The organism is Plantactinospora soyae (genome assembly GCF_014874095.1).
Taxonomy (GTDB): Bacteria; Actinomycetota; Actinomycetes; order Mycobacteriales; family Micromonosporaceae; genus Plantactinospora; species Plantactinospora soyae.
The window spans coordinates 301,548-321,660 of the sequence record NZ_JADBEB010000001.1 but is presented as its reverse complement, the minus strand read 5'-3'; the positions used below and the strand labels follow the sequence as shown (position 1 = coordinate 321,660).

Here is a 20,113-nt window from a genome sequence, read left to right as displayed (position 1 = left end):
CCTACTCCGAATCGACGGTGTCCGCCGGCTGCCGGAGCGCACGACGCAGGGCGAACATCGACAGCACCAGCCGGGCGGCGTAACCGAGCTGGCGCAGGCCGTCCAGCCGGCTCAACTCGGCCCGGAACTCCTCGTGGTAGCGGGGGCGTTCCCGGGCGGGGAGAATCTGCACGACGACCTCGACCAGCCGGAGGGCGGTGGCGCGGCGCCGTTCGGCGAGCAGCCGGAGCATCCCGCTGGGCGAGACCGGGGGAGCGGACCGGGCTGGGGCGGCGGGCTGGGTCGGGGCGGCCACCGCCATCACCGCAGCTGGCCGGGCGGCCCGGACCGCCTCGTTGCCGAGGTGCCATCCCCGCAGGTAGCTGCTGGTGTTCTGGGCGATGGACGACGCCTCGCGGACCGCCGGGACAAGCGGCTGCGCCGCCCAACTGCTGTGTGAGCCCGGGTTGCGCCCCGGGAAACGTCGCGGCAGCGGCGGGTCGAGCGATGTCCGGGACGTCGTCGGGGTGAATCGCCGGTCACCGGCCGCGCGGAGGCCGGACAGCACCCGGAGTACGACGTCGTCGGCGGTGTCGGCGTCCCGCAGGGCGGTGCCGAGCGCGATCTCGATCGACCCCGCCGGGCGGTGCTCCCGCGCGGTCACGGCTGTCCTCCGGCCAGCCCTGGCCGGAGGAACCCGAGTTTGGCGACGCGCGCGTCGGCCTGGGCCAGTGCCCGGTTGGCCTGGACGGCTCCGTCGGAGGTGAGCGAGTAGTACCGGCGACGGGGGCGGCCGGCCTCGTGCGGATCCAGCTCCTCCCACCGGGACGCCAGCCAGCCGAGGGTCTCCAGTCTCGCCAGGATGGGATGGATGGTCCCACTGGCGAGTCCGGCGGCGGCGCAGAGCTCCAGCCCGTAGAACTCGTGCGACGGGTGCGCCAGCAGGGTACGCAGCACCGCCTGGGTCGGCAGTGTCATCCGGGGGGCAGGCATGGTCGTACTCTACCAAGCCCTAACTAGACTTCTAGCTAGCGGGTGTCGCGCCGACCGGTTCCCGGGGAGCCGTCCCGGCCACGTCGACCGAGACCTTCTCGGCGCCGATCCGCCGGATGCGCTCGGTCCCCCAGTTGCCCAGCGAGGCCAGCGCGGCATTGAGCGAGACGCCGTGCTCGGTCAGCGAGTACTCCACCTTCGGCGGCACCTCGCGGTACACCTCACGATGGACGAGCCCGTCCTCTTCCATCTCCCGCAGGTGCTGGATCAGCATCTTCTCGCTGACGCCGGGCAGGCCGCGCCGCAACTCGGCGAACCGACGGGTGCCCCAGTGGTCCAACTCCCAGAGGATCAGCGACTTCCACTTCCCGGCGACGACGTCCATGGCCGCGTCGATTCCGCAGAAGTAGGGGCCGCGCCGCGCTGTCGTTGCCATCTGCCCTCCAGGGCCTACTTACAGAAAGGTAAGTACCGCACTAAATAGTCGGTACTGGTCAACTTTATCCGTACCCGGGAAGGATCGCACCGAAGCACAATCACGAGGGGAGCCAGCGACATGACGACGTACGACGATGTTGAGGTGAGTGTTCTCGGCCTGGGTGCGATGGGTAGCGCGCTCGCGGCGGCCCTGCTCAAGGCCGGACATCCGACAACGGTCTGGAACCGCTCGGCGGGGAAGGCGGGCGATCTCGTCGGCCAGGGCGCGGTCTCCGTCGACACGGCGGGTGAGGCGGTACGGGCCAGCCGGCTGGTCATCGCCTGCCTGTTGGACCACGCGTCGGTGCACGAGGTGCTCGACCCGCTCGCCGCCGAGTTGACCGGCCGAGTCCTGGTCAACCTGACCACGACGTCACCGGCGCAGGCGCGCGAGTTGGCCGCCTGGGCCGCCGACGCCGGGGTGGAGTACCTGGACGGCGGGATCATGGCCGTCCCGGCGATGATCGGCCAGCCCGGATCGTCGATCCTCTACAGCGGCTCGGCGGTCGCATTCGAGCAGTACAAGCCGCTGTTCGACCAGTGGGGAGCGAGCAGCTACCACGGTACGGACGCCGGGCTGGCCTCGCTCTACGACCTGGCCCTGCTCGCCGGGATGTACGTCATGTTCGCCGGGTTCGTCCACGGCGCCGCCATGGTCGCGCCGGCGGGCATGACGGCCGGTGAGTTCGCCGCGATGGCCGCGCCGTGGCTGACCGCGATGACCGGCGCCTTCCAGGAGATCGCCACGGTCGTCGACGGCGGCGACTACACGGTTGCCGGGCAGCAGAGCCTGGAGTTCTCCGATCTCGGCGACATCGTGGCGGCCAGTTCCGACCAGGGGATCAGCACCGAGGTGGTCGACATGGTCCAGCGGCTCATCCGGCGCCAGATCGACGCCGGGCACGGAACCGACGGCTTCGCCCGAATCGTCGAGAGCATCCGGCAACCCGGCTGACCCGGCGGTGCGGCGGGCCGGGTCCACCAGCCCGCCACACCCGGTCCGGTCTACCGAGGCAGCGGCCAGCGGCCGCGCGGAATGTCAGGCATATCCGGGTACGCCACCCCGGACGCGCCGTCATCGCACCGTTACCTGATCCTGGTTGAGTGCCGGGAATGACGATCGGTGGTCCGCGAGCCGTCCGGGGCGGGGGACCGGTCCACCGGTTCTACAGCGTCACGGTCTTCGTCGTGCTCGCCTCGCTCGACAACGTGGCGATCGGGCTGGTGCCGCCGCTCTACGACTCCATCGCGCCGGCCCTCGACGTCGGCCGAGGGGCGATCGGCGCGGTCACCGCGACGAGTTTCCTGGTCAGCGCGGTCGCCTCGGTCGGCTGGGCGTACTTCGGGGACCGCACCAACCGCAAGCCGCTGCTCATGATCGGCACGCTGCTCTGGGCCGCCGGTACCGCCGGCAGCGCCTTCGCCCCGACGTACCTGGCATTCTTCGGCGCGCAGGTGCTGGCCGCGATCGGGCTGGGCGCGGTGGGCTCGGTCGGCTTCTCGGTGGTCACCGACCTGGTCACGCCACGCCGCCGGGGTGTGGTGCTGAGCTTCTGGGGACTGTCCCAGGGCATCGGCACGCTCGCCGGCACCCTGGTCGGCGGGGTAATCGGCGCCCACGACTGGCGCCGGCCGTTCCTGCTGCTCAGCGCCGTCGGCCTGGTCGCGACGCTGGCGTACCTGCTGACCTACGACATCCGGCGGGGCCAGAGCGAAACCGAGTTGAGGGGCGCCCTCGCGGTCGGCGGGGACTACGACTACCGGATCAGCCGGGCCGACCTGCCGACCATCCTCGACCGCCGGACCAACCGCTGGCTCATCCTGCAGGGACTCACCGCCCAGGTGGCGTTCGGGTCGCTGGTCTGGCTGCCGGCGCTGTTCCGGGAGCGCGCCGAGGACCAGGGGTACTCGTCGGCCACCGCCATCATGGTGGGCAGCATCTTCGCCGTGCTGTTCCAACTCGGCGGGGTGCTCTCCATCGTCGGCGGGCTGATCGGCGACGCGGCACAACGACGTACGCCCCGGGGTCGGGCCATGGTCGCGGCGATCGGCATCCTCGCCGCGGTGCCGTTCTACGCGGTGCTGTTCTTCGTGCCGATCCGGATCGACGTGCCGGACGGTGCCGGCGCGAGCGCGGTGGCCGGAGCCGTGTTCGGCAGCGTGTTCTCCGAGCCCACGGTCGGGTTCGGCCTGCTCGCCGCGTTGCTGGCGCTCGGCCTGACCTCGGCGAACTCGCCGAACTGGTTCGCGCTGATCGCCGACGTCAACCCGCCGGAGCACCGGGGCACCGTCTACAGCCTCGGCAACCTGGTCAACGGGGTGGGTCGGGCGGCCGGCAACGGGCTGATCGGGGTGGCCGCCCAGGCGCTGCGGTCGGCGTTCCCGCCGCCGATGAACTTCGCCGTCGGGCTGGCCGCGTTCCAGCTCTTCTTCATCCCCACCGGCATCATGTACTGGCTCGCCTCGCGTACCGCGCCCCGCGACATCCGCGAGGTGCACGAGCTGCTCACCGAGCGGGCCGGCGAGGTGATGGACGAGCGGGTCGCCGAGGTGGCCCCGGAGCGGGGCGACCATCGAGGCTGAGCCCTACGTCCCGCCGCCGGTTCTGCGAGCGTAGCCAGAGCGCCGCGGCCGGCACCGGGTCCGGCGCCGTGCCGCGGCCGGCACCGGTCCACCATCCCGGTGCCGGGAAGCGTGCCGTTCAGCCCGCCCCGGGCTCGTCGATCCGCAGCCAGACGGTGGCGTCGGTGGGTACCCGGCCGGCGCCGTCGAGCGGCCCGCTGGCGTGCACCAGCTCGGCACCGTCGGGCAGTTCGACCGGCTCGGCACCGAAGTTGGTCAGCACCCGCAGCTCGCCGTTGCGGAAGTAGAGCACCCCGTCCGGGCTCTCCAGCCAGTACACGCTGCCGGTGCCGAGTCGCAGCTCGCGGCGCAGCCGCAGGCTGGTCCGGTACACCTCGTACGTCGAGCCGGCCACCCCGCGCTGCCGGTCCAGGGCGTACTCGGCCCAGAGGGTCGGTTGCGGCAGCCAGCTGGCGTCAGTCGGCCCGAAGCCGTACGACGGCGCGTCCGCCTCCCACGGGATCGGCACCCGGCAGCCGTCGCGGCCCCGCTCGGTGTGGCCGCCGCGTTCCCAAGTCGGGTCCTGGCGGGCCTCGTCGGGCAGCGTGGTGTGCTCCGGCAGGCCCAGCTCCTCGCCCTGGTAGAGATAGGCGGATCCGGGCAGCGAGAGCATCAGCAGGGTGGCGGCACGGGCCCGGCGCAGCCCCAGTACCGGGTCCGGCTGCGGATCGTCGACGCCGATGCCACGGGGCCGGGGAGTACCGATCGGCAGCGCCAGCCGGGTCGCGTGCCGCAGCACGTCGTGGTTGGAGAGCACCCAGGTGGTGGGGGCGCCGACCGCCGCCGAGGCGGCCAACGAACGGGTGATCACCGCGTACTGGGCCGGGGCGCTCCAGGACGCCTCCAGGTACTCGAAGTTGAACGCCTGGTGCATCTCGTCCGGGCGGACGTACGCGGCCAGCCGCTCGGCGGGCTGCACCCACGCCTCGGCGACCAGGATGCGTTCGCCCGGATAGGAGTCCAGCACCCGTCGCCAGTCCCGGTAGATCTCGTGTACGCCGTCCTGGTCCCACATCGGTGGGCGGGGGCCCTCGGTACCGGGGCCGGAGACGGGCTCGATCTGCGGCTTCCAGTCGGCCAGGTCGGCCTGCTTGATCAGGCCGTGCGCGACGTCGACCCGGAAGCCGTCCACGCCCCGGTCGAGCCAGTACCGCAGGATGTCGACGAACTCGGCGCGTACCTCCGGGTGGTCCCAGTTGAGGTCCGGCTGGCCGGTGTCGAACAGGTGCAGGTACCACTGCCCCGGCCGGCCGTCCGGTTCGGTCACCCGGGTCCAGGCCGGCCCGCCGAAGACGCTCTGCCAGTCGTTCGGCGGTTCGACGCCGGCCGGGCCACGGCCGTCCCGGAAGACGTAGCGGGCCCGCGCCTGGCCACCGGGACCGGCGGCCAGCGCGGCGCCGAACCACGGATGGGCCGACGAGGTGTGGTTGGGCACCAGGTCCACGATGACCCGCAGTCCGCGCGAGCGGGCCGCCGCCAGGAGTTGGTCGGCGTCCGCCAGCCGGCCGAAGATCGGGTCCACGTCGCGGTAGTCGGCCACGTCGTAGCCCGCGTCCGCCTGTGGCGACGGATAGAACGGGGACAGCCAGACCGCGTCGACCCCGAGTTCGACCAGATGGTCCAGCCGGGCGATGATCCCGGGCAGGTCGCCGATGCCGTCGCCGTCGGAGTCGGCGAACGAGCGGGGATAGATCTGGTAGATGACCGCGTGCCGCCACCAGGGGTCCGGCGGGTCGGCCTGGTGGGCGACGTCCGGTTCGGTGCCGGTGGAGGTGGCGGCGGGCAGGGCGGACTCGGACATCGTGTCGGGCGTGTTCAGGGTGCTCTCCCGTCGTGCGCGGACCGGTTGACCTTCAGTCTTCCCGAGGCGGACCGGTCGAGTCACGCGCGACGAGCCAGGTGGGCAGAATCACCGGGGTCGGCTCGCCGTCGGTCCGGGACCGGCCGGCCAGTGGACCCAGCAACGTACCGGCGGCGAGCTGGCCCTGCTCGGCGGCGGGCTGGGCCACGGTGCTCAGCCCGAACGCGCCGGCCAGGTCGTGGTTGTCGATGCCGACCACGCTGATCTCCTGCGGCACCCGTACGCCGGCGGTCCGAAGGGCGTTCACCGCCCCCATGGCCATCTCGTCGCAACTGGCGAAGATCGCGGTCGGCGGGTCGCCCCGGGAGAGCAGTTCCTCGGTCGCCCGGCGCCCGCCCTCGGCGTCCGGCCTGTTCGCCACGCTGAGCCGGGGTTCGGGCACTACCCCGAGGGCGTTCAGCGCCTCCTGGTAGCCGCGCCGCCGCTCCAGGTGGGCGGGATGCGCGTACTCGTCGGCGGGATCGCCCCAGACGCAGGCGATCCGGCGGTGGCCGAGGCCCAGCAGGTGTTCGGTGGCGGTCCGCCCGGCCGCCTGGTCGTCGATCCGGACGCTCGGCCAGCCCGGCACCACCGTGCCCGAGCCGACGGTGACGCCCGGCAGCGCCAGGCTGGCGATCGTCGCCAGGTCGTCGGGGCCCATCGGCGTGGCGACCAGCATCACCGCGTCGACCCGCTTGGGCAGGTTGGCCCGGTGCAGCAGGCGCTGCCGGGCGTGCTCCCGGCCGCCGATGTTGTAGAGCAGCAGCTCGTACCCGGCGCGGTGCAGCACCTCCTCGGCGGCCTCGACCACGGCGCCGACGAACCAGGGCGTGATCCGGGGAACGATCACCGCGACCGTGCCGGTCTTGCCGCCGGCCAGCCGGGACGCGCTCGGGGAGGCGCTGTAGTCGAGTTGCTCGGCGGCGAGCAGCACCCGGGTCCGGGTCGCCTCGGACACCGTCGGCAGCCCCCGCAGCGCCCGGGAGACGGTGGCGGTGGAGACCCCCGCCAGCCGGGCGACGTCCTCGATTCTGGTCACGGTGCCATCCTGTTCCGGGCGTACCCACCGGCCGTGGGTGCCGGGCGCCGGGGCGGGGCTGGTGCCGGGGTCCGGTCAGCCCTTGACGCCGCCGGCCAGCAGGCCACGCACGAAGTAACGCTGCAGGGAGAGGAACACGATCAGCGGTACGACGATCGAGATGAACGCGCCGGAGGTCAGCCGCTGCCACTCGTTGGCCCGGGTACCGGCCAGCTCGGCGAGCCGTACGGTCAGCGGGGCCGTCTCGCTGCCGCCACCGGCGAAGATCAGCGCCACCAGCAGGTCGTTCCAGACCCAGAGGAACTGGAAGATGCCGAACGCGGCCAGCGCCGGCACGATCAGCGGCAGCACGATGGAGCGGAAGATCTTCGGGTGGGTGGCCCCGTCGACCCGGGCCGCCTCCATCAGGTCCTTCGGAAGCTGCGAGATGAAGTTGTGCAGCAGGAAGACGGCGCACGGTAGGGCGAAGCAGGTGTGCGCGAACCAGACCTGGACGAACTTCCCCTCGTCCTCCAGGTTCCAGGCCGGGGTGAGCGGGATACCGGCCACGCTCGCCCCCTCGGAGAAGAAGCTGAGCAGTGGCACCAGGGCCATCTGCAGCGGCACGATCTGCAACGCGAAGATTCCGATGTAGACCCAGTCCCGGCCCCGGAAGTTGATCCACGACAGCGCGTACGCGGCGAGCGCGGCGAAGGCCAGCGGGAACAGCACCGACGGGATGGTGATCACCATCGAGTTGATGAAGTAGCCGGCGAGCTGCCCCGAGGACGCGGACCGGCCGAACAGCACCTCCTGGTAGTTCTGGAGGGTGAACTGCGGGTCGGTGAACGCCGTCCACCAGCCGGTGGTCTTGATCTCGTCCTCGGGCCGGAACGAGGAGACGAAGAGGCCGAAGGTGGGGATCGTCCAGATCACCGCGATGACGATCGAGATGCCGGTCGCGACGGGGTTGTTCAGGCGTCGACGTACCCGGGCGGCCCGGGTCTCCGGTCCGGTCGGCTTGACGGGCGGACTGGCCAGCGCGGGCGGGGTCGTGGTGGTCATCTTCATACCTCCCGCTGCTTGCGCAGGTTGTGGACCTGGTAGATCACGATCGGGATCACCAGCACGAAGAGGAAGACGGCCAGGGCCGAGCCCTGTCCGGTCTGGCCGAACCGGAAGGCCTGGTTGTACATCTCGTTGGCGATCACACCGGTGTCGTAGTTGCCGTTGGTCGTGGTCCGGACGATGTCGAAGACCTTGAGCGTGGCGATCGAGACGGTGACCACGACGACGATCAGCGCCGGCCGGATGCTCGGCATCGTGATCTGCCAGAACATCTGCCAGGGGTTGACCCCGTCGAGCCGGGCGGCCTCGATGACGTCGCCCGGGATGGCCTTGATCGCCGCCGAGAGCACCACCATGGCGAAGCCGGCCTGGATCCAGATCATGATCACGATCAGCAGCAGGGTGTTCAGCGGCGGGTTGGAGAGCCACTGCTGGGGCTCGCCGCCGAGCATCTTCCAGACGTGGTTGAGCAGGCCGATCTGGTCGTACTCGCCGGACCGGTAGGCGTAGACGAACTTCCAGATGATGCTGGCGCCGACGAACGAGATGGCCATCGGCATGAAGATCAGGGCCTTGGCCACCGACTCGAACCGGGCCCGGTCGACCAGGACCGCGTAGATCAGGCCGATCGCGGTGGCCACCAGCGGGACCAGGATCACCCAGACGAGGGTGTTGGTCAGCACGCTGAAGATCTCGTCCTGGCTGAACATCCAGGTGTAGTTGCTGAACCCGACCCAGTTCCGGCTACCTCCGTCCATGAAGGACAGCAGGAAGGTCCGGATGGCCGGGACGATCAGCCCGACGGCCAGCAGCAGCAGGGTGGGCAGCAGGAAGAACAGCCCGAGACCACCCTCCCGGCGGTTGGCCACCGAGCGGCGACGCGCCGGCGGTGGCGCGGCGGTTCCCGCCCCGCCGGTCGTTGCCGCCGCGAGCAGGGCGGCCTCGCGGCGTCGGGCGAACCACGCGGGTACGACGTCCAGCAGCACCAGCAGGCCGCCGACCACGACCGCGAACGCGATCAGGCCGTACAGCAGCATCAGTAGCTTCGGTGCCTCGTCGGCGAACTCCATCAGCGCCTCCAGGCCGATAGGGCGGAAGCCGGCGGTCCGGCCCCTGGATGGGGCCGGACCGCCGGGGGTGTCTACTTCGGCCAGGAGCCTTCGATGAAGTCGAGGGTGCTCTTGGTGTCCTTACCGTTGATCCAGTCGACCATGCCCTTCCACATGGTGCCCGAGCCGACGGCGGCGGGCATCAGGTCGGAGCCGTCGAACCGGAAGACCGCGCTCTTGTCGAGCAGGAGCTGCATCGAGAGCTTGTCGACCTCCTGAGTCACGGTGCTCACGTCCAGCTTGTTGTTCGGCGTGATCCAGTTGCCGAGCTTGGCCCGTGAGTTGGCGTACTCACCGGAGGCGAGGTAGCTGCGAACCGCGTTGGTCGCCTCCGTGTCGGTGAACGCCACGGTGAACTCGCCGGCAACCAGCACCGGCTTGCCCTTGCTCGGGTCGATCGTCGGCAGGTAGAAGGCGTACATGTCGCCGTCCGGGGCGACCTTGGTGCCGGCCGGCAGGTAGTTGCCGTAGATGTTCGCCTGCCGGTGCAGCGTGCACTGGCCCTGCAGGATCGGCAGGCCACCCTCCTGGAACGGGGTGGTGGTCAGGCTCTTCACGTCACCGTAGCCGCCGTTGACGTACTTCGGGTTCTTCAGCACCGAGCCGACCTGCTCGAAGGCCTGGGCCACCCGGGGGTCGTTGAACGGGATGCCGTGGGTGGTCCACTGGTCGTAGACCTCCGGCGTCTGCGTACGCAGCATCAGGTCCTCGACCCAGTCGGTCGCGGGCCAACCGGTGGCCTCACCCGACTCGATTCCGACGCACCAGGGCTTCTGGTTGGTGGCGGCGATCTTGTCGCTGAGCGTCATCAGGTCCTGCCAGGTGGTGGGCACCTGGTAGCCCTTCTCGGTGAACATCTTCGGCGAGTACCAGACGAAGGACTTCACGTTGGCGCCGAGCGGGGTGCCGTAGAGCTGCCCGCCGACGGTGGCGTACTTGAGCCAGTCCGCCGGGTAGTTGCCGTCGGCGATGGTCTTCAGCTCCGGCGTCATCGGCTTGAGCTTGTTCGCCTGGGCGAACCGGGCCAGCAGACCGGGCTGGGGGATGAAGGCCAGGTCGGGCGGGTTGCCGCCGTCCACCTGGACCTGGAGCTGCGCCTCGAACTCGCCGCTGCCGTCGTAATCGATCTCGATGCCGGTGCAGTCCTCGAACTGCTTCCAGGACTCGCGGAGCAGGTCCGCCTCCTTGTCCCGGATCGACGCGTAGATGGAGACCGACTCACCATCGTGACCCTGGTAGTTCGTGTACGGGGCGCACTCCGGAGAGTCCGGGTCGAGCCCGCTGTCGCTCTCGCCGGAACAGGCGGTGGCGCCGAGTGCCAGGGTCAACACGCTGGCGATAACGAGGGCCTGGCGTGGTCTGGACTTGACCGCCATGCCGTCCTCCTTTCGAGCCGGCGTGCCGGTCGCCCTGAGGGGCTCCCGTGCCGGACTGTGGGCGTTCCCACATGTAAGCGCTTGCAAGGAGAGGCGTCCAGACCCGCAGAGCCACGAGGCCGTAACGATTCGGAAACCCGGCGGTGGTCGGGCGTTGGGCGCGGCCGGCCAGCATCCACCTGTGGAACTCCCGGACGGCCGGGCGTGCGGCCCGCCGGAACCTGGTCGCGGAGGCGGTCGGCTATCCCACCGGCCGGCTCGCCGGCACGTCCTGCGGGTCGTCGAGAATGGCCGCGAAGCGCTCTTCGGCGAGGTCGAGTTGACCGAAGATGTGCGTCCGCACCTCGGCCGACAACGGCGTGTCCGGCCGGCTGACCAGGTCGCGGAAGAGCGGCACCAGGGGCCGGTACTTCCGGGCCGAGCGGTGCACCTTGTCGCCGGTGGTGTGGATGACCCCCACGCCGTTGTCGGTGAAGTCGGAAACCTTGATCACCCGGGCCCACGGCTCCCGGTCGAGGCTCTCCGCCAGGTGCGCCCGGTACTGCTCGTTCCGGTCGCGGTCGGGGTCGTACTCCGGATTGGTCACCGCCGCGACGAGTCGGGCGACCCGGGGGTTGAACCGCTGCGCGACGGCGGCCAGCGCGGCCGGGGTGGCGACCGGGCCGGAGGTGTCGGCGGGCAGCCCGGCCAGTTCCGCCGGATGGTCCTCCACGGCGTCGTGCAGCAGGGCTGCGACGATCACGTCCACGTCGGTGACGTGGTAGTAGCAGATGATCCGGATCGCGACCCGGAGCAGGTGGTTGACGTACGGCTCGCGTACCCGGCGGTCGTCGCGGTGCAGCGTGCCGGCCAGGTCCAGCGCCGCCGCCAGGCGGTCCCGCTCCACCGGATCGAAGCGCGCCGTCTCCAGCCCGAACCGGTCCCGGAGGCCGGCTTCGCCGTACACCTCGGTCACGGCGTGCAACGGCATGGTCATCAGGTACGTCGGCGAGGCCATGACGTCCAGGTATACCGGATCGCCCCAACCGGAGGGCTCCGTGGCGCCCGGACGCGCCCTTTCCATGTTTGAAGTTTTCTGCCAGGATTAATCGACACATGGAAAACTTTCGCCATGGAGGTCCCTGTATGCGTTCGCGCCTGTTTGCCCTCGTCGGAAGCGGCCTGCTCCTGGCCGCCGTGGTGCTCGTGCCGGCCTCGCCGGCCGCCGCCGCGCCAACGTTCAAGGTTCCGTTCCCCTGCGGCCAGTCCTGGTCCGGCCAGACCCGGACCAACCACAGCCCGACCAACGCCGTCGACTTCAACCGGACCGACGACCAGGGCGACCCGGTGGTGGCCAGCGCGCCGGGCACCGTCGACGTGGTCGCCGACCTCGGCGGCACCAGCTACGGCAAGTACGTCCGGATCAACCACGGTGGCGGCTTCACGACGTACTACGCCCACCTGAACGGCTTCAACACCGCCGTCGGCCGGACCGTCGACTACGGCACCGTCATCGGGTACGTCGGCACGACCGGCGGGTCCACCGGCCCGCACCTGCACTACGAGCAGCGGTCGGGTGGCAGCGCGGTCCAGGTCCGGTTCAACGGGACGCTGGCGCTCTACTGGGGCACCCGGACCTACACCAGCGACAACGCCTGCTCCGGCGGGGGCACCGGCACCGGCTCGGGCACGGTGAACACCGCGGGTACCGCGCTCACGGTCCGCTCCGGCCCCGGCACCACCTACGCCTCGGTCGGCACGGTGGCCGACGGAGCCGGCGTCACGATCCACTGCCAGACCGCCGGTACGACCGTGACCGGCACCTACGGCACCAGCAACATCTGGGACCGGATCGGCACCGGGCGGTTCATCTCCGACACGTACGTCCTGACCGGCTACGACGGCTACATCCCGGGCGTACCCCGCTGCTGAGCGGGTACGGCCGGTAGGCCCCGCACACACGTGAAACCGGGGTCGTCGGGTCCGGGTCTTCAGGGGGAGGACGAAGACCCGGGTCCGACGACCCCGGTGGGCTGATGAGGAGAGGTTGGTGCTGTCTCTGAGCGCTGATCGAACCGGCCCGCTGGACGGGCCAGCTAGAAGATGCTGACGCCGAAGGGGCCGACGATCAGCCCTACGACGATGAGCACGACGCCCCAGAGGATCTGCCGCCGGAACAGTGCGAACACGCCGGCGACCACGAGTACTACCGCGAGAATCCAGAGCAAAAATTCCATGTCTCAGGAACTACCCGAGCCGCTGATCGCGGAAACCTTGCCGCCGGTGGCTGTGGCGTACGGCTCATGCAGGTGAAACACGCTGTACGCCTGCTTGATCACTGGGTGGGCGACGTTGCGAACCCGGACCCCGCCCGGAGTGGTGCCCCGCTCGCTGCCCGCGTGCGCGTGCCCGTGCACGGCCAGCTCGGTCGGCGCCGAGTCGATGGCCTGACCGAGCAGGTACGACCCGAGGAACGGATAGATCTCCGGCGGCTCGCCGACCAGGGTGTCGGGTACCGGCGCGTAGTGCGTCAGCGCCACCCGTACGTCGCAGTCCATCTCCCGTAGCGCCACGCCGAGCTGCTCGGAGATGGCGCTGGTGGTCCGGACGAAGTCCTTCATCTCCGGCTCGCCGAACTCGCTGGCACAGCGTCCGGCGAAGCCTCCGCCGAACCCCTTGGCGCCGGCGATGCCGAGCCGTACCCCGGTGCAGTCCAGCACCACGTTCGTGCCCTCCAGTACCAGGATCCCGGCGTCCTCCAGGATCCGGATCACCGCCGGTACCTGGTCGCAGTGGTAGTCGTGGTTGCCCAGCACCGCCACCACCGGCACTCCCAGGCCACCGAACTCGGTCGCCACGCACCGGGCCTCGGACTCGGTGCCGTGCCGGGTCAGGTCACCGGCCAGCAGCAGTACGTCGGCGCTGTCCGGCAACTGCTCCAGCGCCGGCCGGAACCGTCCGACCACGTCCTGGTCCAGGTGCACGTCGCCGACGGCCGCGATCCGGATCACCATGTCGTCTCCCTCACCGCAACTCCTCCACCTCGGTCGGTGCCTGGGTCCGGATCAGTCCGATGTCGACCGTCACCGGCACCTGCGGGAAGCGCTCCAGGACCAGCCGGAGGATCTCCTCGCGTCGTTGTGCGCTCTCCACCTCGCCGCAGAGCACCACCGAGTGGTCCCGGCGGGTCACCGTGATGCCCTGCTCGGCGATCTCGGTGTTCTCGGTGAGCAGGCGCTGGATCGCCGCCTCCAGATAGTCGTCCGGCGGATCGGTGCCCGCTTCCGCGTCACGCTGGCCCATGCCGCCTCCTCGCCGCGTTCGTCGTCGTCACGCCGTTACCTCCTTCTCCTCGCCGACCGGGCGGTAGGACACCACGTCCAGCCGGTCCAGCAGTACCAGGAAGGCCTCGGCATAGGGGGAATGCGCAGTCTCCTTGCGTACCCGGTCCCAGTCGATCTGCTCGCGCAGCGACCGGGCGAGGGGCAGTCCTCGGGCGAAGTCGCAGTAGTGCTGCGAGAAGCTCAGCAGTTTGTGCACCATCAGGTGGGTCGCCGAGAGCACCGGCATGTGGATGGCGTCGACCGGCCGGACGACCGTGTCCCGGAAGGTCTCGTCGGTCACCGGGGTCTCGATCGGCCGGTGGATGAGGTCCACCAGCCGGTCGTTGTCCCAGACCTTGACGAGCCAGTCCTCCGGCGGGCGGTCGGCGGTGAAGCCGGCCTCGACCAACGCCTCCAGGGCGCGCTCGGTGTCCTGCTCCCGGATGAGGAAGTCCACGTCGTGGTCGCTGGAATGGCCGCCGTGGGCGTAGACGGCGAAACTGCCGCCCAGGGCGAACGGAATCTCGGACTGCTTGAGGACGGCGGCGACCCGTTTAAGGGTGGCTAGGAGGGTCTCGTCGCCTCGGTGATCCATCGGGTCTCCCATGTCGGTGGTGTCGGGCATCTGGGCGGTGGGTCCGGATTTACCGGTACCCGGCACCTCGTTCGTTCACACCTGGTGGGGAGCGGGGGCAGGGGACGGAACCGGACATCCGGCTACTTCCCTCCGGGTGGCCCGGGCTGGCCTGCGTGAAGGCCCGGCACAACGGCGGAAAGGGCGTACCGGCGGCGCTATCGCCGCCGGAGGGCGGCGCCCGCCAGGTACCGTTGCTGAGCGTGGCCCCAACTCTGCAGGAGCGGCATGGCGGGGGACGGCTGCGTTCCGTGGCCCTGGTCGGGATCGACGGTTCGGGCAAGACCACCCAGGCGCACCGGTTGGCGGACGCGCTGACCTCGGCCGGTGTGCCGGCCACCTACTGGCAGAATGCCGGCGGACGACGCTGGTTCAGCCGGCTGGCGCGCAAGTTGGGCCGACGGGACGCGCAGCGCCTGTTGGGCCGCGACGGGATGCTCTTCGCCGAGTCGGCGCTGCGCTGGATGGCCATCGCGCGGGCCCTGCTCCGGTCCCGGTTGCATTCGCGGGTCGCCGTGATGGACCGGTACGCCGTCTGCCAGTACGCCAGCATCCGGGCACACGGCGGCGGGCGGCGCTGGGAAGGGCTGGCCCGGGTGCTCTACCGGCTCTTTCCGCCGCCCGATGTCACGTTTCTGCTCGCGGTGGAGCCGGGTGAGGCGTACCGGCGGATCGAGGCCCGGGGCACCGACCACGAGAACATCGACTTCCTGGCCGCCGGGGTGGCGGCGTACCGGTCGCTGCCGGAGTTCGCCGGGTTCGTGGTCGTCGACGCCAACCGCGGCCCGGACGAGGTGACCCGGGCGATCCAGGCCGGGCTGCGGCAGTGGCTGCCGGCCGAGGTGACCCCGCCGGATCCCACACCGACCCGCCGGCCCGTTCCCCACCGGCCGGAGGCGACCCCGACCGACCCGACCGCACCGCCCCGGCAGGACGAGCCGGTCGCCGCCGACCCGCTCGGTACCCCGGACCCGGTCATCGGCCCGTCCGCGCAGGCCGAGGCGAGGACGGCGGACGCGGGGGCGGTCAGGCCCGGCCGTACACCGGTATGGTCGCGCCGCTCGTCGGCGCCGACTCGTCGCTGGCCAGAAAGCGAATCACCCCGGCGATCTCCGCCGGTGCCACCCAACGTGAGTGATCCGCGTTGGGCGCAGCCGCCCGGTTGGCCGGCGTGTCGATGACGCTCGGGACGACCGTGTTGCACCGGACCCCGGACTGCCGGTACTCGACGGCGACCGCCGAGGCGAAGGCGAGCACGGCCGCCTTCGCCGTGACGTAACCGGCGGCACCCGGGAACGGCGCGAGTGCCGCCCGGGACGAGACGCAGACCACCGCCCCGCCGCCCGCGTCCACCAGGTACGGCAACGCCTCCCGGGTGACCAGGTACGTCGGGCGCAGGTTGCGGACGAGCATCTGCTCGAAGTCGGCGACCGGGGTTTCGTGTATCCGGCCGCCGGAGGCGTACCCGCCGGCCAGGTTGACCACCGCCCGCAGCGGGGCGTCGGCGTCGTTCGCGGCGGCGTCGACCGTCCTGGCGACCTGCTCAGGATCGGTGAGATCGGCGGCCAACCGGAGCACCCCGGGGCCCTGCGCCGTGCCGCCGGACGTCGACCCGAGGTCGGTGGCACCCGACCGTACGGGCAGGACCACCCGCCAACCGGCGGCGACGAACGCGTCGGTGACCGCGCCGCCGAGGCCGCCCAGGCCACCGGTGATGAGCACACTTCGATCCGCCATGGCTGCCACGCTATCGGTACCACCGGTCCCGCCGTCCCGTCGCCGCGACGGCGAGGACGTACCGCGAGTTGCCGGCGGCCGGGCGGTGTACCGGCCGGTGGTAAAGTCGACCTGGGCAGACCTATCGATGGATGACGATTCACCCGCTCGCCGTCCGGTCCGGCGTCTCGGCGCCTCCGCCGCGACGAACGTGTCGTGGGAATGGCACGCTCGGCCGGATTAACCGGCCGCAATATCCCACCCGTTGGGCGTACTTTCGCAGGTGTAGCGCGTCACGGTTGACGCTCCCGCCTCCGTGAAAGTAAGTTTCATCCGTGGTGAAGTCTGCGAAGGTTTCTGCGAGTCATGAGACGGCTGGGCTGATTGTCCATATCAGCGGCCTGCTGCCGTCGTTGTCGCCCGCCGAACAACGGGTGGCGAGACTCGTCGTGGCGGATCCCGCCGATGCGGCTCGCCGTACGATCACCGATCTGGCGACCGCGGCCGAGACGTCCGAGGCCACCGTCATCCGGTTCTGCCGTTCGGTCGGCATGGACGGCTACCCGCAGCTGCGCATCCGGCTCGCGGCCGAGGCCGCCCGCCGGGTCGAGCCGCCGGACGCCCGGGTCGTCGGCGGTGACATCCCACCCGGCGCCGACATGGCGCAGATCATCGCGACGATCGCGTTCAGCGACGCGCGCGCGGTCGAGGAGACGGCCGAGCAGCTCGACCCGGCCGTCTGCGAACAGGTGGTCGAGGCGATCAATGGCGCCAGCCGGATCGACATCTACGGCGCCGCGGCGAGTGGCTTCGTAGCCTCCGACTTCCAGCAGAAACTGCACCGGATCGGCCGGACCGCGTTCTACTTCCCGGACGTGCACGTCGCACTGACCTCGGCGGCCCTGCTCGGCAAGGGCGACGTCGCGGTGGGCATCTCGCACACCGGTACGACGCTGGACGCCGTCGAGGTGCTGGAACAGGCGCGGGCGCGCGGGGCGACCACGGTCGCGCTGACGAACTTCCCGCGTTCGCCGATCACCGAGGTCGCCGACTTCGTGCTCACCACGGCGGCTCGGGAGACGACGTACCGGTCCGGCGCGATGGCCAGCCGCCTGGCCCAGCTGACGGTGGTCGACTGCCTCTTCGTCGGGGTCGCGGCCCGCAACCGGGCCAGGGCGAAGAAGGCGCTCGAAGTCACCGCCGAGGCGGTGCAGCCGCACCGGGTCAAGGGGCGGCGGTCATGACCGGATGGAGCGGGGCAGGGGCATGAGCGGGCGGACAGGCTGGCTCGGCGCGGCGCTGCCGCAGGCGATCACCGAGCGGAGCCGTGGGGGCATGAACAGGCGGAGTGGGGCGGGGGCATGAGCGAGTGGTTCGGCGGTTGTCGACGCGGTGGGGGGCGGACATGACGGCCGAACGGGTCGAGCCCGGTTCGCTCGCCGCCACCCCGCGTTTGGAATCCGACGCGGGGTCGCCTTACCCGCTGGCCGAGCCGGCCTACCGGCCGGACGACCCGGGACCGGTCGCCGGCCACCGGGGCGGCCGTGACCAGGATCCGCGCGCCGTGGTACGGGTCAGTTCGCCGACCGAGCGCCGGAATCCGCGCAGTTCGGAACTGGACCTGATGTCCACCCGGGACGTGCTGAAGGTGATCAACGACGACGACCGACGGGTTCCCGCCGCCGTCGCCACGGTGCTCGACGAGATCGCCGTCGCGGTCGAACTGGCCGTGACGGCGTTGCGCGGCGGAGGTCGGGTGCACTACTTCGGCGCCGGTACCTCGGGGCGGCTGGGCGTGCTCGACGCAGCCGAACTGGCGCCCACCTTCAACGCGCCGGACCGCTGGTTCTGCGCCCACCTCGCCGGTGGGCCGGAGGCGATGTGGCGGGCCGTCGAGGATGCCGAGGACGACGAGGCCGGCGGTGCCGCGGAGGCACGCGAGTGCGTACGGGCCGGCGACCTGGTGGTCGGACTGGCCGCCAGCGGACGTACGCCGTACGTGCTGGGCGCGCTCCGGGCCGCAACCGACCTGGGCGCCGATACCGTGCTGTTCTGCGCCGATCCGAGTGCCGCGGCGGCGCGATCGGTGACGGTGTTCATCGGGGTGGACACCGGACCCGAGGTGGTTACCGGCTCCACGCGGATGAAGGCCGCGACGGCCCAGAAACTGGTCCTGAACGGCTTTTCCACGGCCGTGATGGTGCGGCTCGGTCGGGTCTACTCAAACCTGATGATTGACATGGTGGCCACCAACGCGAAGTTGCGGGGCCGAATGATCTCGATTCTGGTGGAAGCGACCGGTTGCGCCGAAGAGGTCGCCCAGCGGGCATTGACCGAGGCCGACGGTGACCTGAAAGCCGCCCTGGTGTCGTTGCTGTCCGGTGCGGCCGTCGCGGACGCCAGGGCCGCGCTGGAACGCTCGGCCAACCAGGTCCGGGGTGCCATCGCGCTGCTCGCCAGCTGAGAGCCGGCTCAGGTTCGGCCATTCGCCGGGACGAGTTGGCCGTCGAGCCCCGGAGCCGTGCAGGACCGCCCGGAGCGGCCCGACGGAGATCGTTTCGCCCTGCCCGAGCGGCGGGGACTTTAGCCGGGCTGCGGATTGTTACCCAGCCGGAGGGGGTAACCCTTCCGTGGCGGCGGGATGAACCGACTCGGCGTGGCCTGCGTATATCGCAGCGTGACGAGAATCGCAGCAACCCAGTGACCTGGATCGCTGTGTGTCGTTGTGTGGTGATGGTGCGATAGCCGATGCAGGCCCCCGTAGCTGCAGCGTCGCCGGCTCCGACATGCCCCGATAGGGACGACTGACAGCAAACGTCGATCGTGCTTTCAGCAACTACTCAGGCATTCGTGACACTTTCGACCCACGAGATGGAATCCCCAACGCGTCTCAACTGTTGTGTAGGTGTCAGCACCGCGGCGCACAGCGGAAGTTACGGGGAGGGCTGATGGACGTGGGGATGGCAGGAGCAGGAACCCGGGCCACCGGGAGGAACGACGAGGGGACCGTGGGGAACGTGGAGAAGAAGATCGTGATGCGAACCGACGAGGTCGCCGAGGAGCGCGACCTGGTCGGCGTGTACCTGCACGAGATCTCCCGCACACCGCTGCTCGACGCCGCCGCGGAGGTCGACCTCTCCAAAGCCATCGAGGCAGGCCTCTACGCCGAACATCTCATCGACGAGGACAAGCTGCCGGTTGGCGTGGGCCACGCGGAGCTTGAGCGGCTGGTGGTCGAGGGCGAGCGGGCCAAGGACCTGTTCATCCGGGCGAACCTCCGGCTGGTGGTGTCGATCGCCCGCCGGTACGTCCGGTCCGGCATGCCGATGCTCGACCTGATTCAGGAGGGCAACACCGGCCTGGTCCGGGCGGTCGAGAAGTTCGACTACGAGCGCGGCTACAAGTTCTCGACGTACGCCACCTGGTGGATCCGCCAGGCGATCAGCCGGGCCATCGCCCAGCAGGAGCGCACCGTACGGCTGCCGGTGCACCTGGTCGAAGACGTCAACCGGATGCGCAACGTGGCCCGCCAGCTCACCCGTGAACTGGGTTCCGACCCGGAGCCGGAGCAGATCGCGGCAGCGTTGGGCGTACCGGTGGAGCGGGTCCACGAGCTGGTCCGCTGGTCGCAGGACACGGTGTCGCTGGACACCCCGGTCGGGGACGACGGGGACACCAACCTCGGTGACCTGGTCGCCGACAGCGACGCACCGTCGCCCGAGGAGATCGTGCTGACCGGCCTGGAGCGGCAGCGCATCGAGGGGCTGCTCAACCACCTCGACGACCGTTCGGCCGGCATCATGCGGGCCCGGTACGGCCTGGAGGACGGTCGGGAGCACTCGCTCACCGAGGTGGCGTCCCGGTTCTCGCTCTCCCGGGAGCGGATCCGGCAGTTGGAGATCCAGGCCCTGGGCCGGCTGCGCGAGCTGGCCCGAGCCGAAGGACTGGCAGCGGCCTGACCGCCCCACCTCGTGGCCTC

At 70.7% G+C, this 20,113-nt stretch carries 20 protein-coding genes and 1 pseudogene; 7 read left to right on the top strand and 14 right to left on the bottom strand.

Features of this window, described 5'->3' with window-relative positions; translation table 11 throughout:
• Nucleotide 1: 1 nt before the first annotated feature.
• The 3 genes from H4W31_RS01455 to H4W31_RS01445 are packed head-to-tail and all read right to left on the bottom strand — an operon-like array spanning nucleotide 2 to nucleotide 1,408.
• Nucleotides 2-643 carry a hypothetical protein gene (locus H4W31_RS01455; protein WP_192764983.1) on the bottom strand — a complete coding sequence of 214 codons (642 nt, stop codon included), beginning with the start codon at nucleotides 641-643 and terminating at the stop codon, nucleotides 2-4.
• Nucleotides 640-972, bottom strand: a complete 333-nt coding sequence (locus H4W31_RS01450) for a PadR family transcriptional regulator (RefSeq protein WP_225945345.1) — start codon at nucleotides 970-972, stop codon at nucleotides 640-642. The genes H4W31_RS01455 and H4W31_RS01450 overlap by 4 nt, the downstream gene beginning before the upstream one ends.
• Before the next feature lie 31 nt (nucleotides 973-1,003).
• A complete protein-coding gene (locus H4W31_RS01445; protein ID WP_192764982.1) occupies nucleotides 1,004-1,408 on the bottom strand; it encodes a winged helix-turn-helix transcriptional regulator in 405 nt (134 codons plus the stop codon).
• Between the two features lie 120 nt (nucleotides 1,409-1,528).
• Here H4W31_RS01445 and H4W31_RS01440 point away from each other — a divergent pair, with 120 nt between their 5' ends.
• Nucleotides 1,529-2,404 (top strand): NAD(P)-dependent oxidoreductase, encoded by an 876-nt coding sequence (locus H4W31_RS01440; protein ID WP_192764981.1) that lies wholly within the window; start codon nucleotides 1,529-1,531, stop codon nucleotides 2,402-2,404.
• A 158-nt stretch (nucleotides 2,405-2,562) separates the two neighbouring features.
• The gene (locus H4W31_RS01435) at nucleotides 2,563-4,032 is read left to right on the top strand and encodes an MFS transporter (protein ID WP_192764980.1); all 1,470 of its coding nucleotides are present in this window, start codon (nucleotides 2,563-2,565) and stop codon (nucleotides 4,030-4,032) included.
• A 118-nt stretch (nucleotides 4,033-4,150) separates the two neighbouring features.
• Here H4W31_RS01435 and H4W31_RS01430 read toward each other — a convergent pair whose 3' ends face one another.
• The 6 genes from H4W31_RS01430 to H4W31_RS01405 form a co-directional block, all read right to left on the bottom strand.
• The gene (locus tag H4W31_RS01430) at nucleotides 4,151-5,872 is read right to left on the bottom strand and encodes a glycoside hydrolase family 13 protein (RefSeq protein ID WP_192764979.1); all 1,722 of its coding nucleotides are present in this window, start codon (nucleotides 5,870-5,872) and stop codon (nucleotides 4,151-4,153) included.
• Nucleotides 5,873-5,924: 52 nt separating this feature from the next.
• On the bottom strand, nucleotides 5,925-6,950 hold the full coding sequence (locus H4W31_RS01425; RefSeq protein WP_192764978.1) for a LacI family DNA-binding transcriptional regulator: 1,026 nt from the start codon (nucleotides 6,948-6,950) through the stop codon (nucleotides 5,925-5,927).
• A gap of 75 nt (nucleotides 6,951-7,025) precedes the next feature.
• The gene (locus tag H4W31_RS01420) at nucleotides 7,026-7,994 is read right to left on the bottom strand and encodes a carbohydrate ABC transporter permease (protein WP_404825551.1); all 969 of its coding nucleotides are present in this window, start codon (nucleotides 7,992-7,994) and stop codon (nucleotides 7,026-7,028) included.
• 2 nt (nucleotides 7,995-7,996) lie between these two features.
• On the bottom strand, nucleotides 7,997-9,067 hold the full coding sequence (locus H4W31_RS01415; protein WP_192764976.1) for a carbohydrate ABC transporter permease: 1,071 nt from the start codon (nucleotides 9,065-9,067) through the stop codon (nucleotides 7,997-7,999).
• A gap of 71 nt (nucleotides 9,068-9,138) precedes the next feature.
• Entirely contained in the window at nucleotides 9,139-10,482 is a 1,344-nt protein-coding gene (locus H4W31_RS01410) for an ABC transporter substrate-binding protein (RefSeq protein WP_192764975.1), read from the bottom strand.
• Between the two features lie 241 nt (nucleotides 10,483-10,723).
• Nucleotides 10,724-11,479 carry an HD domain-containing protein gene (locus H4W31_RS01405; protein ID WP_192771763.1) on the bottom strand — a complete coding sequence of 252 codons (756 nt, stop codon included), beginning with the start codon at nucleotides 11,477-11,479 and terminating at the stop codon, nucleotides 10,724-10,726.
• A gap of 128 nt (nucleotides 11,480-11,607) precedes the next feature.
• Between H4W31_RS01405 and H4W31_RS01400 the strand changes: the two genes are divergently transcribed.
• Nucleotides 11,608-12,393: a M23 family metallopeptidase gene (locus H4W31_RS01400; RefSeq protein ID WP_192764974.1), complete on the top strand. Its 786-nt coding sequence runs from the start codon at nucleotides 11,608-11,610 to the stop codon at nucleotides 12,391-12,393.
• Between the two features lie 164 nt (nucleotides 12,394-12,557).
• Here the strand turns inward: H4W31_RS01400 and H4W31_RS01395 are convergent, their stop codons facing one another.
• From H4W31_RS01395 to H4W31_RS01380, 4 genes are read right to left on the bottom strand one after another with little or no spacing between them, the layout of a single operon-like run.
• Nucleotides 12,558-12,698 carry a GPGG-motif small membrane protein gene (locus tag H4W31_RS01395; RefSeq protein WP_192764973.1) on the bottom strand — a complete coding sequence of 47 codons (141 nt, stop codon included), beginning with the start codon at nucleotides 12,696-12,698 and terminating at the stop codon, nucleotides 12,558-12,560.
• A 3-nt stretch (nucleotides 12,699-12,701) separates the two neighbouring features.
• Complete coding sequence (locus H4W31_RS01390) at nucleotides 12,702-13,475, bottom strand: metallophosphoesterase family protein (protein ID WP_192764972.1); 774 nt, start codon at nucleotides 13,473-13,475, stop codon at nucleotides 12,702-12,704.
• Nucleotides 13,476-13,485: 10 nt separating this feature from the next.
• Nucleotides 13,486-13,764: a hypothetical protein gene (locus tag H4W31_RS01385; RefSeq protein WP_192764971.1), complete on the bottom strand. Its 279-nt coding sequence runs from the start codon at nucleotides 13,762-13,764 to the stop codon at nucleotides 13,486-13,488.
• Nucleotides 13,765-13,791: 27 nt separating this feature from the next.
• Nucleotides 13,792-14,379, bottom strand: a complete 588-nt coding sequence (locus H4W31_RS01380; RefSeq protein WP_192764970.1) for a nucleotidyltransferase family protein — start codon at nucleotides 14,377-14,379, stop codon at nucleotides 13,792-13,794.
• Nucleotides 14,380-14,621: 242 nt separating this feature from the next.
• Between H4W31_RS01380 and H4W31_RS01375 the strand changes: the two are divergent.
• A pseudogene (locus tag H4W31_RS01375) lies at nucleotides 14,622-15,302 on the top strand (dTMP kinase); the annotation flags it as partial.
• A gap of 142 nt (nucleotides 15,303-15,444) precedes the next feature.
• Here the strand turns inward: H4W31_RS01375 and H4W31_RS01370 are convergent.
• Entirely contained in the window at nucleotides 15,445-16,155 is a 711-nt protein-coding gene (locus tag H4W31_RS01370) for an SDR family NAD(P)-dependent oxidoreductase (protein ID WP_192764969.1), read from the bottom strand.
• Between the two features lie 314 nt (nucleotides 16,156-16,469).
• Here H4W31_RS01370 and H4W31_RS01365 point away from each other — a divergent pair, with 314 nt between their 5' ends.
• The 3 genes from H4W31_RS01365 to H4W31_RS01355 all read left to right on the top strand — a co-directional run bounded on the left by H4W31_RS01365 (nucleotide 16,470) and on the right by H4W31_RS01355 (nucleotide 20,093).
• The gene (locus H4W31_RS01365) at nucleotides 16,470-17,378 is read left to right on the top strand and encodes a MurR/RpiR family transcriptional regulator (RefSeq protein ID WP_192764968.1); all 909 of its coding nucleotides are present in this window, start codon (nucleotides 16,470-16,472) and stop codon (nucleotides 17,376-17,378) included.
• Between the two features lie 161 nt (nucleotides 17,379-17,539).
• On the top strand, nucleotides 17,540-18,598 hold the full coding sequence (gene murQ / locus H4W31_RS01360; RefSeq protein WP_192764967.1) for an N-acetylmuramic acid 6-phosphate etherase: 1,059 nt from the start codon (nucleotides 17,540-17,542) through the stop codon (nucleotides 18,596-18,598).
• A 496-nt stretch (nucleotides 18,599-19,094) separates the two neighbouring features.
• Nucleotides 19,095-20,093: a sigma-70 family RNA polymerase sigma factor gene (locus H4W31_RS01355; RefSeq protein ID WP_225945344.1), complete on the top strand. Its 999-nt coding sequence runs from the start codon at nucleotides 19,095-19,097 to the stop codon at nucleotides 20,091-20,093.
• Nucleotides 20,094-20,113 lie beyond the last annotated feature (20 nt).

Coding starts and splice junctions, on each gene's coding strand:
- H4W31_RS01390 (WP_192764972.1), bottom strand. CDS start 13,475: ATGGTGATCCGGATCGCGGCCGTCGGCGACGTGCACCTGGACCAGGAC.
- H4W31_RS01405 (WP_192771763.1), bottom strand. CDS start 11,479: ATGGCCTCGCCGACGTACCTGATGACCATGCCGTTGCACGCCGTGACC.
- H4W31_RS01420 (WP_404825551.1), bottom strand. CDS start 7,994: ATGACCACCACGACCCCGCCCGCGCTGGCCAGTCCGCCCGTCAAGCCG.
- H4W31_RS01380 (WP_192764970.1), bottom strand. CDS start 14,379: ATGGATCACCGAGGCGACGAGACCCTCCTAGCCACCCTTAAACGGGTC.
- H4W31_RS01415 (WP_192764976.1), bottom strand. CDS start 9,067: ATGGAGTTCGCCGACGAGGCACCGAAGCTACTGATGCTGCTGTACGGC.
- H4W31_RS01445 (WP_192764982.1), bottom strand. CDS start 1,408: ATGGCAACGACAGCGCGGCGCGGCCCCTACTTCTGCGGAATCGACGCG.
- H4W31_RS01395 (WP_192764973.1), bottom strand. CDS start 12,698: ATGGAATTTTTGCTCTGGATTCTCGCGGTAGTACTCGTGGTCGCCGGC.
- H4W31_RS01435 (WP_192764980.1), top strand. CDS start 2,563: ATGACGATCGGTGGTCCGCGAGCCGTCCGGGGCGGGGGACCGGTCCAC.
- H4W31_RS01400 (WP_192764974.1), top strand. CDS start 11,608: ATGCGTTCGCGCCTGTTTGCCCTCGTCGGAAGCGGCCTGCTCCTGGCC.
- H4W31_RS01355 (WP_225945344.1), top strand. CDS start 19,095: ATGGCAGGAGCAGGAACCCGGGCCACCGGGAGGAACGACGAGGGGACC.
- H4W31_RS01440 (WP_192764981.1), top strand. CDS start 1,529: ATGACGACGTACGACGATGTTGAGGTGAGTGTTCTCGGCCTGGGTGCG.
- H4W31_RS01450 (WP_225945345.1), bottom strand. CDS start 972: ATGCCTGCCCCCCGGATGACACTGCCGACCCAGGCGGTGCTGCGTACC.
- H4W31_RS01370 (WP_192764969.1), bottom strand. CDS start 16,155: ATGGCGGATCGAAGTGTGCTCATCACCGGTGGCCTGGGCGGCCTCGGC.
- H4W31_RS01410 (WP_192764975.1), bottom strand. CDS start 10,482: ATGGCGGTCAAGTCCAGACCACGCCAGGCCCTCGTTATCGCCAGCGTG.
- murQ (WP_192764967.1), top strand. CDS start 17,540: ATGACGGCCGAACGGGTCGAGCCCGGTTCGCTCGCCGCCACCCCGCGT.
- H4W31_RS01430 (WP_192764979.1), bottom strand. CDS start 5,872: ATGTCCGAGTCCGCCCTGCCCGCCGCCACCTCCACCGGCACCGAACCG.
- H4W31_RS01385 (WP_192764971.1), bottom strand. CDS start 13,764: ATGGGCCAGCGTGACGCGGAAGCGGGCACCGATCCGCCGGACGACTAT.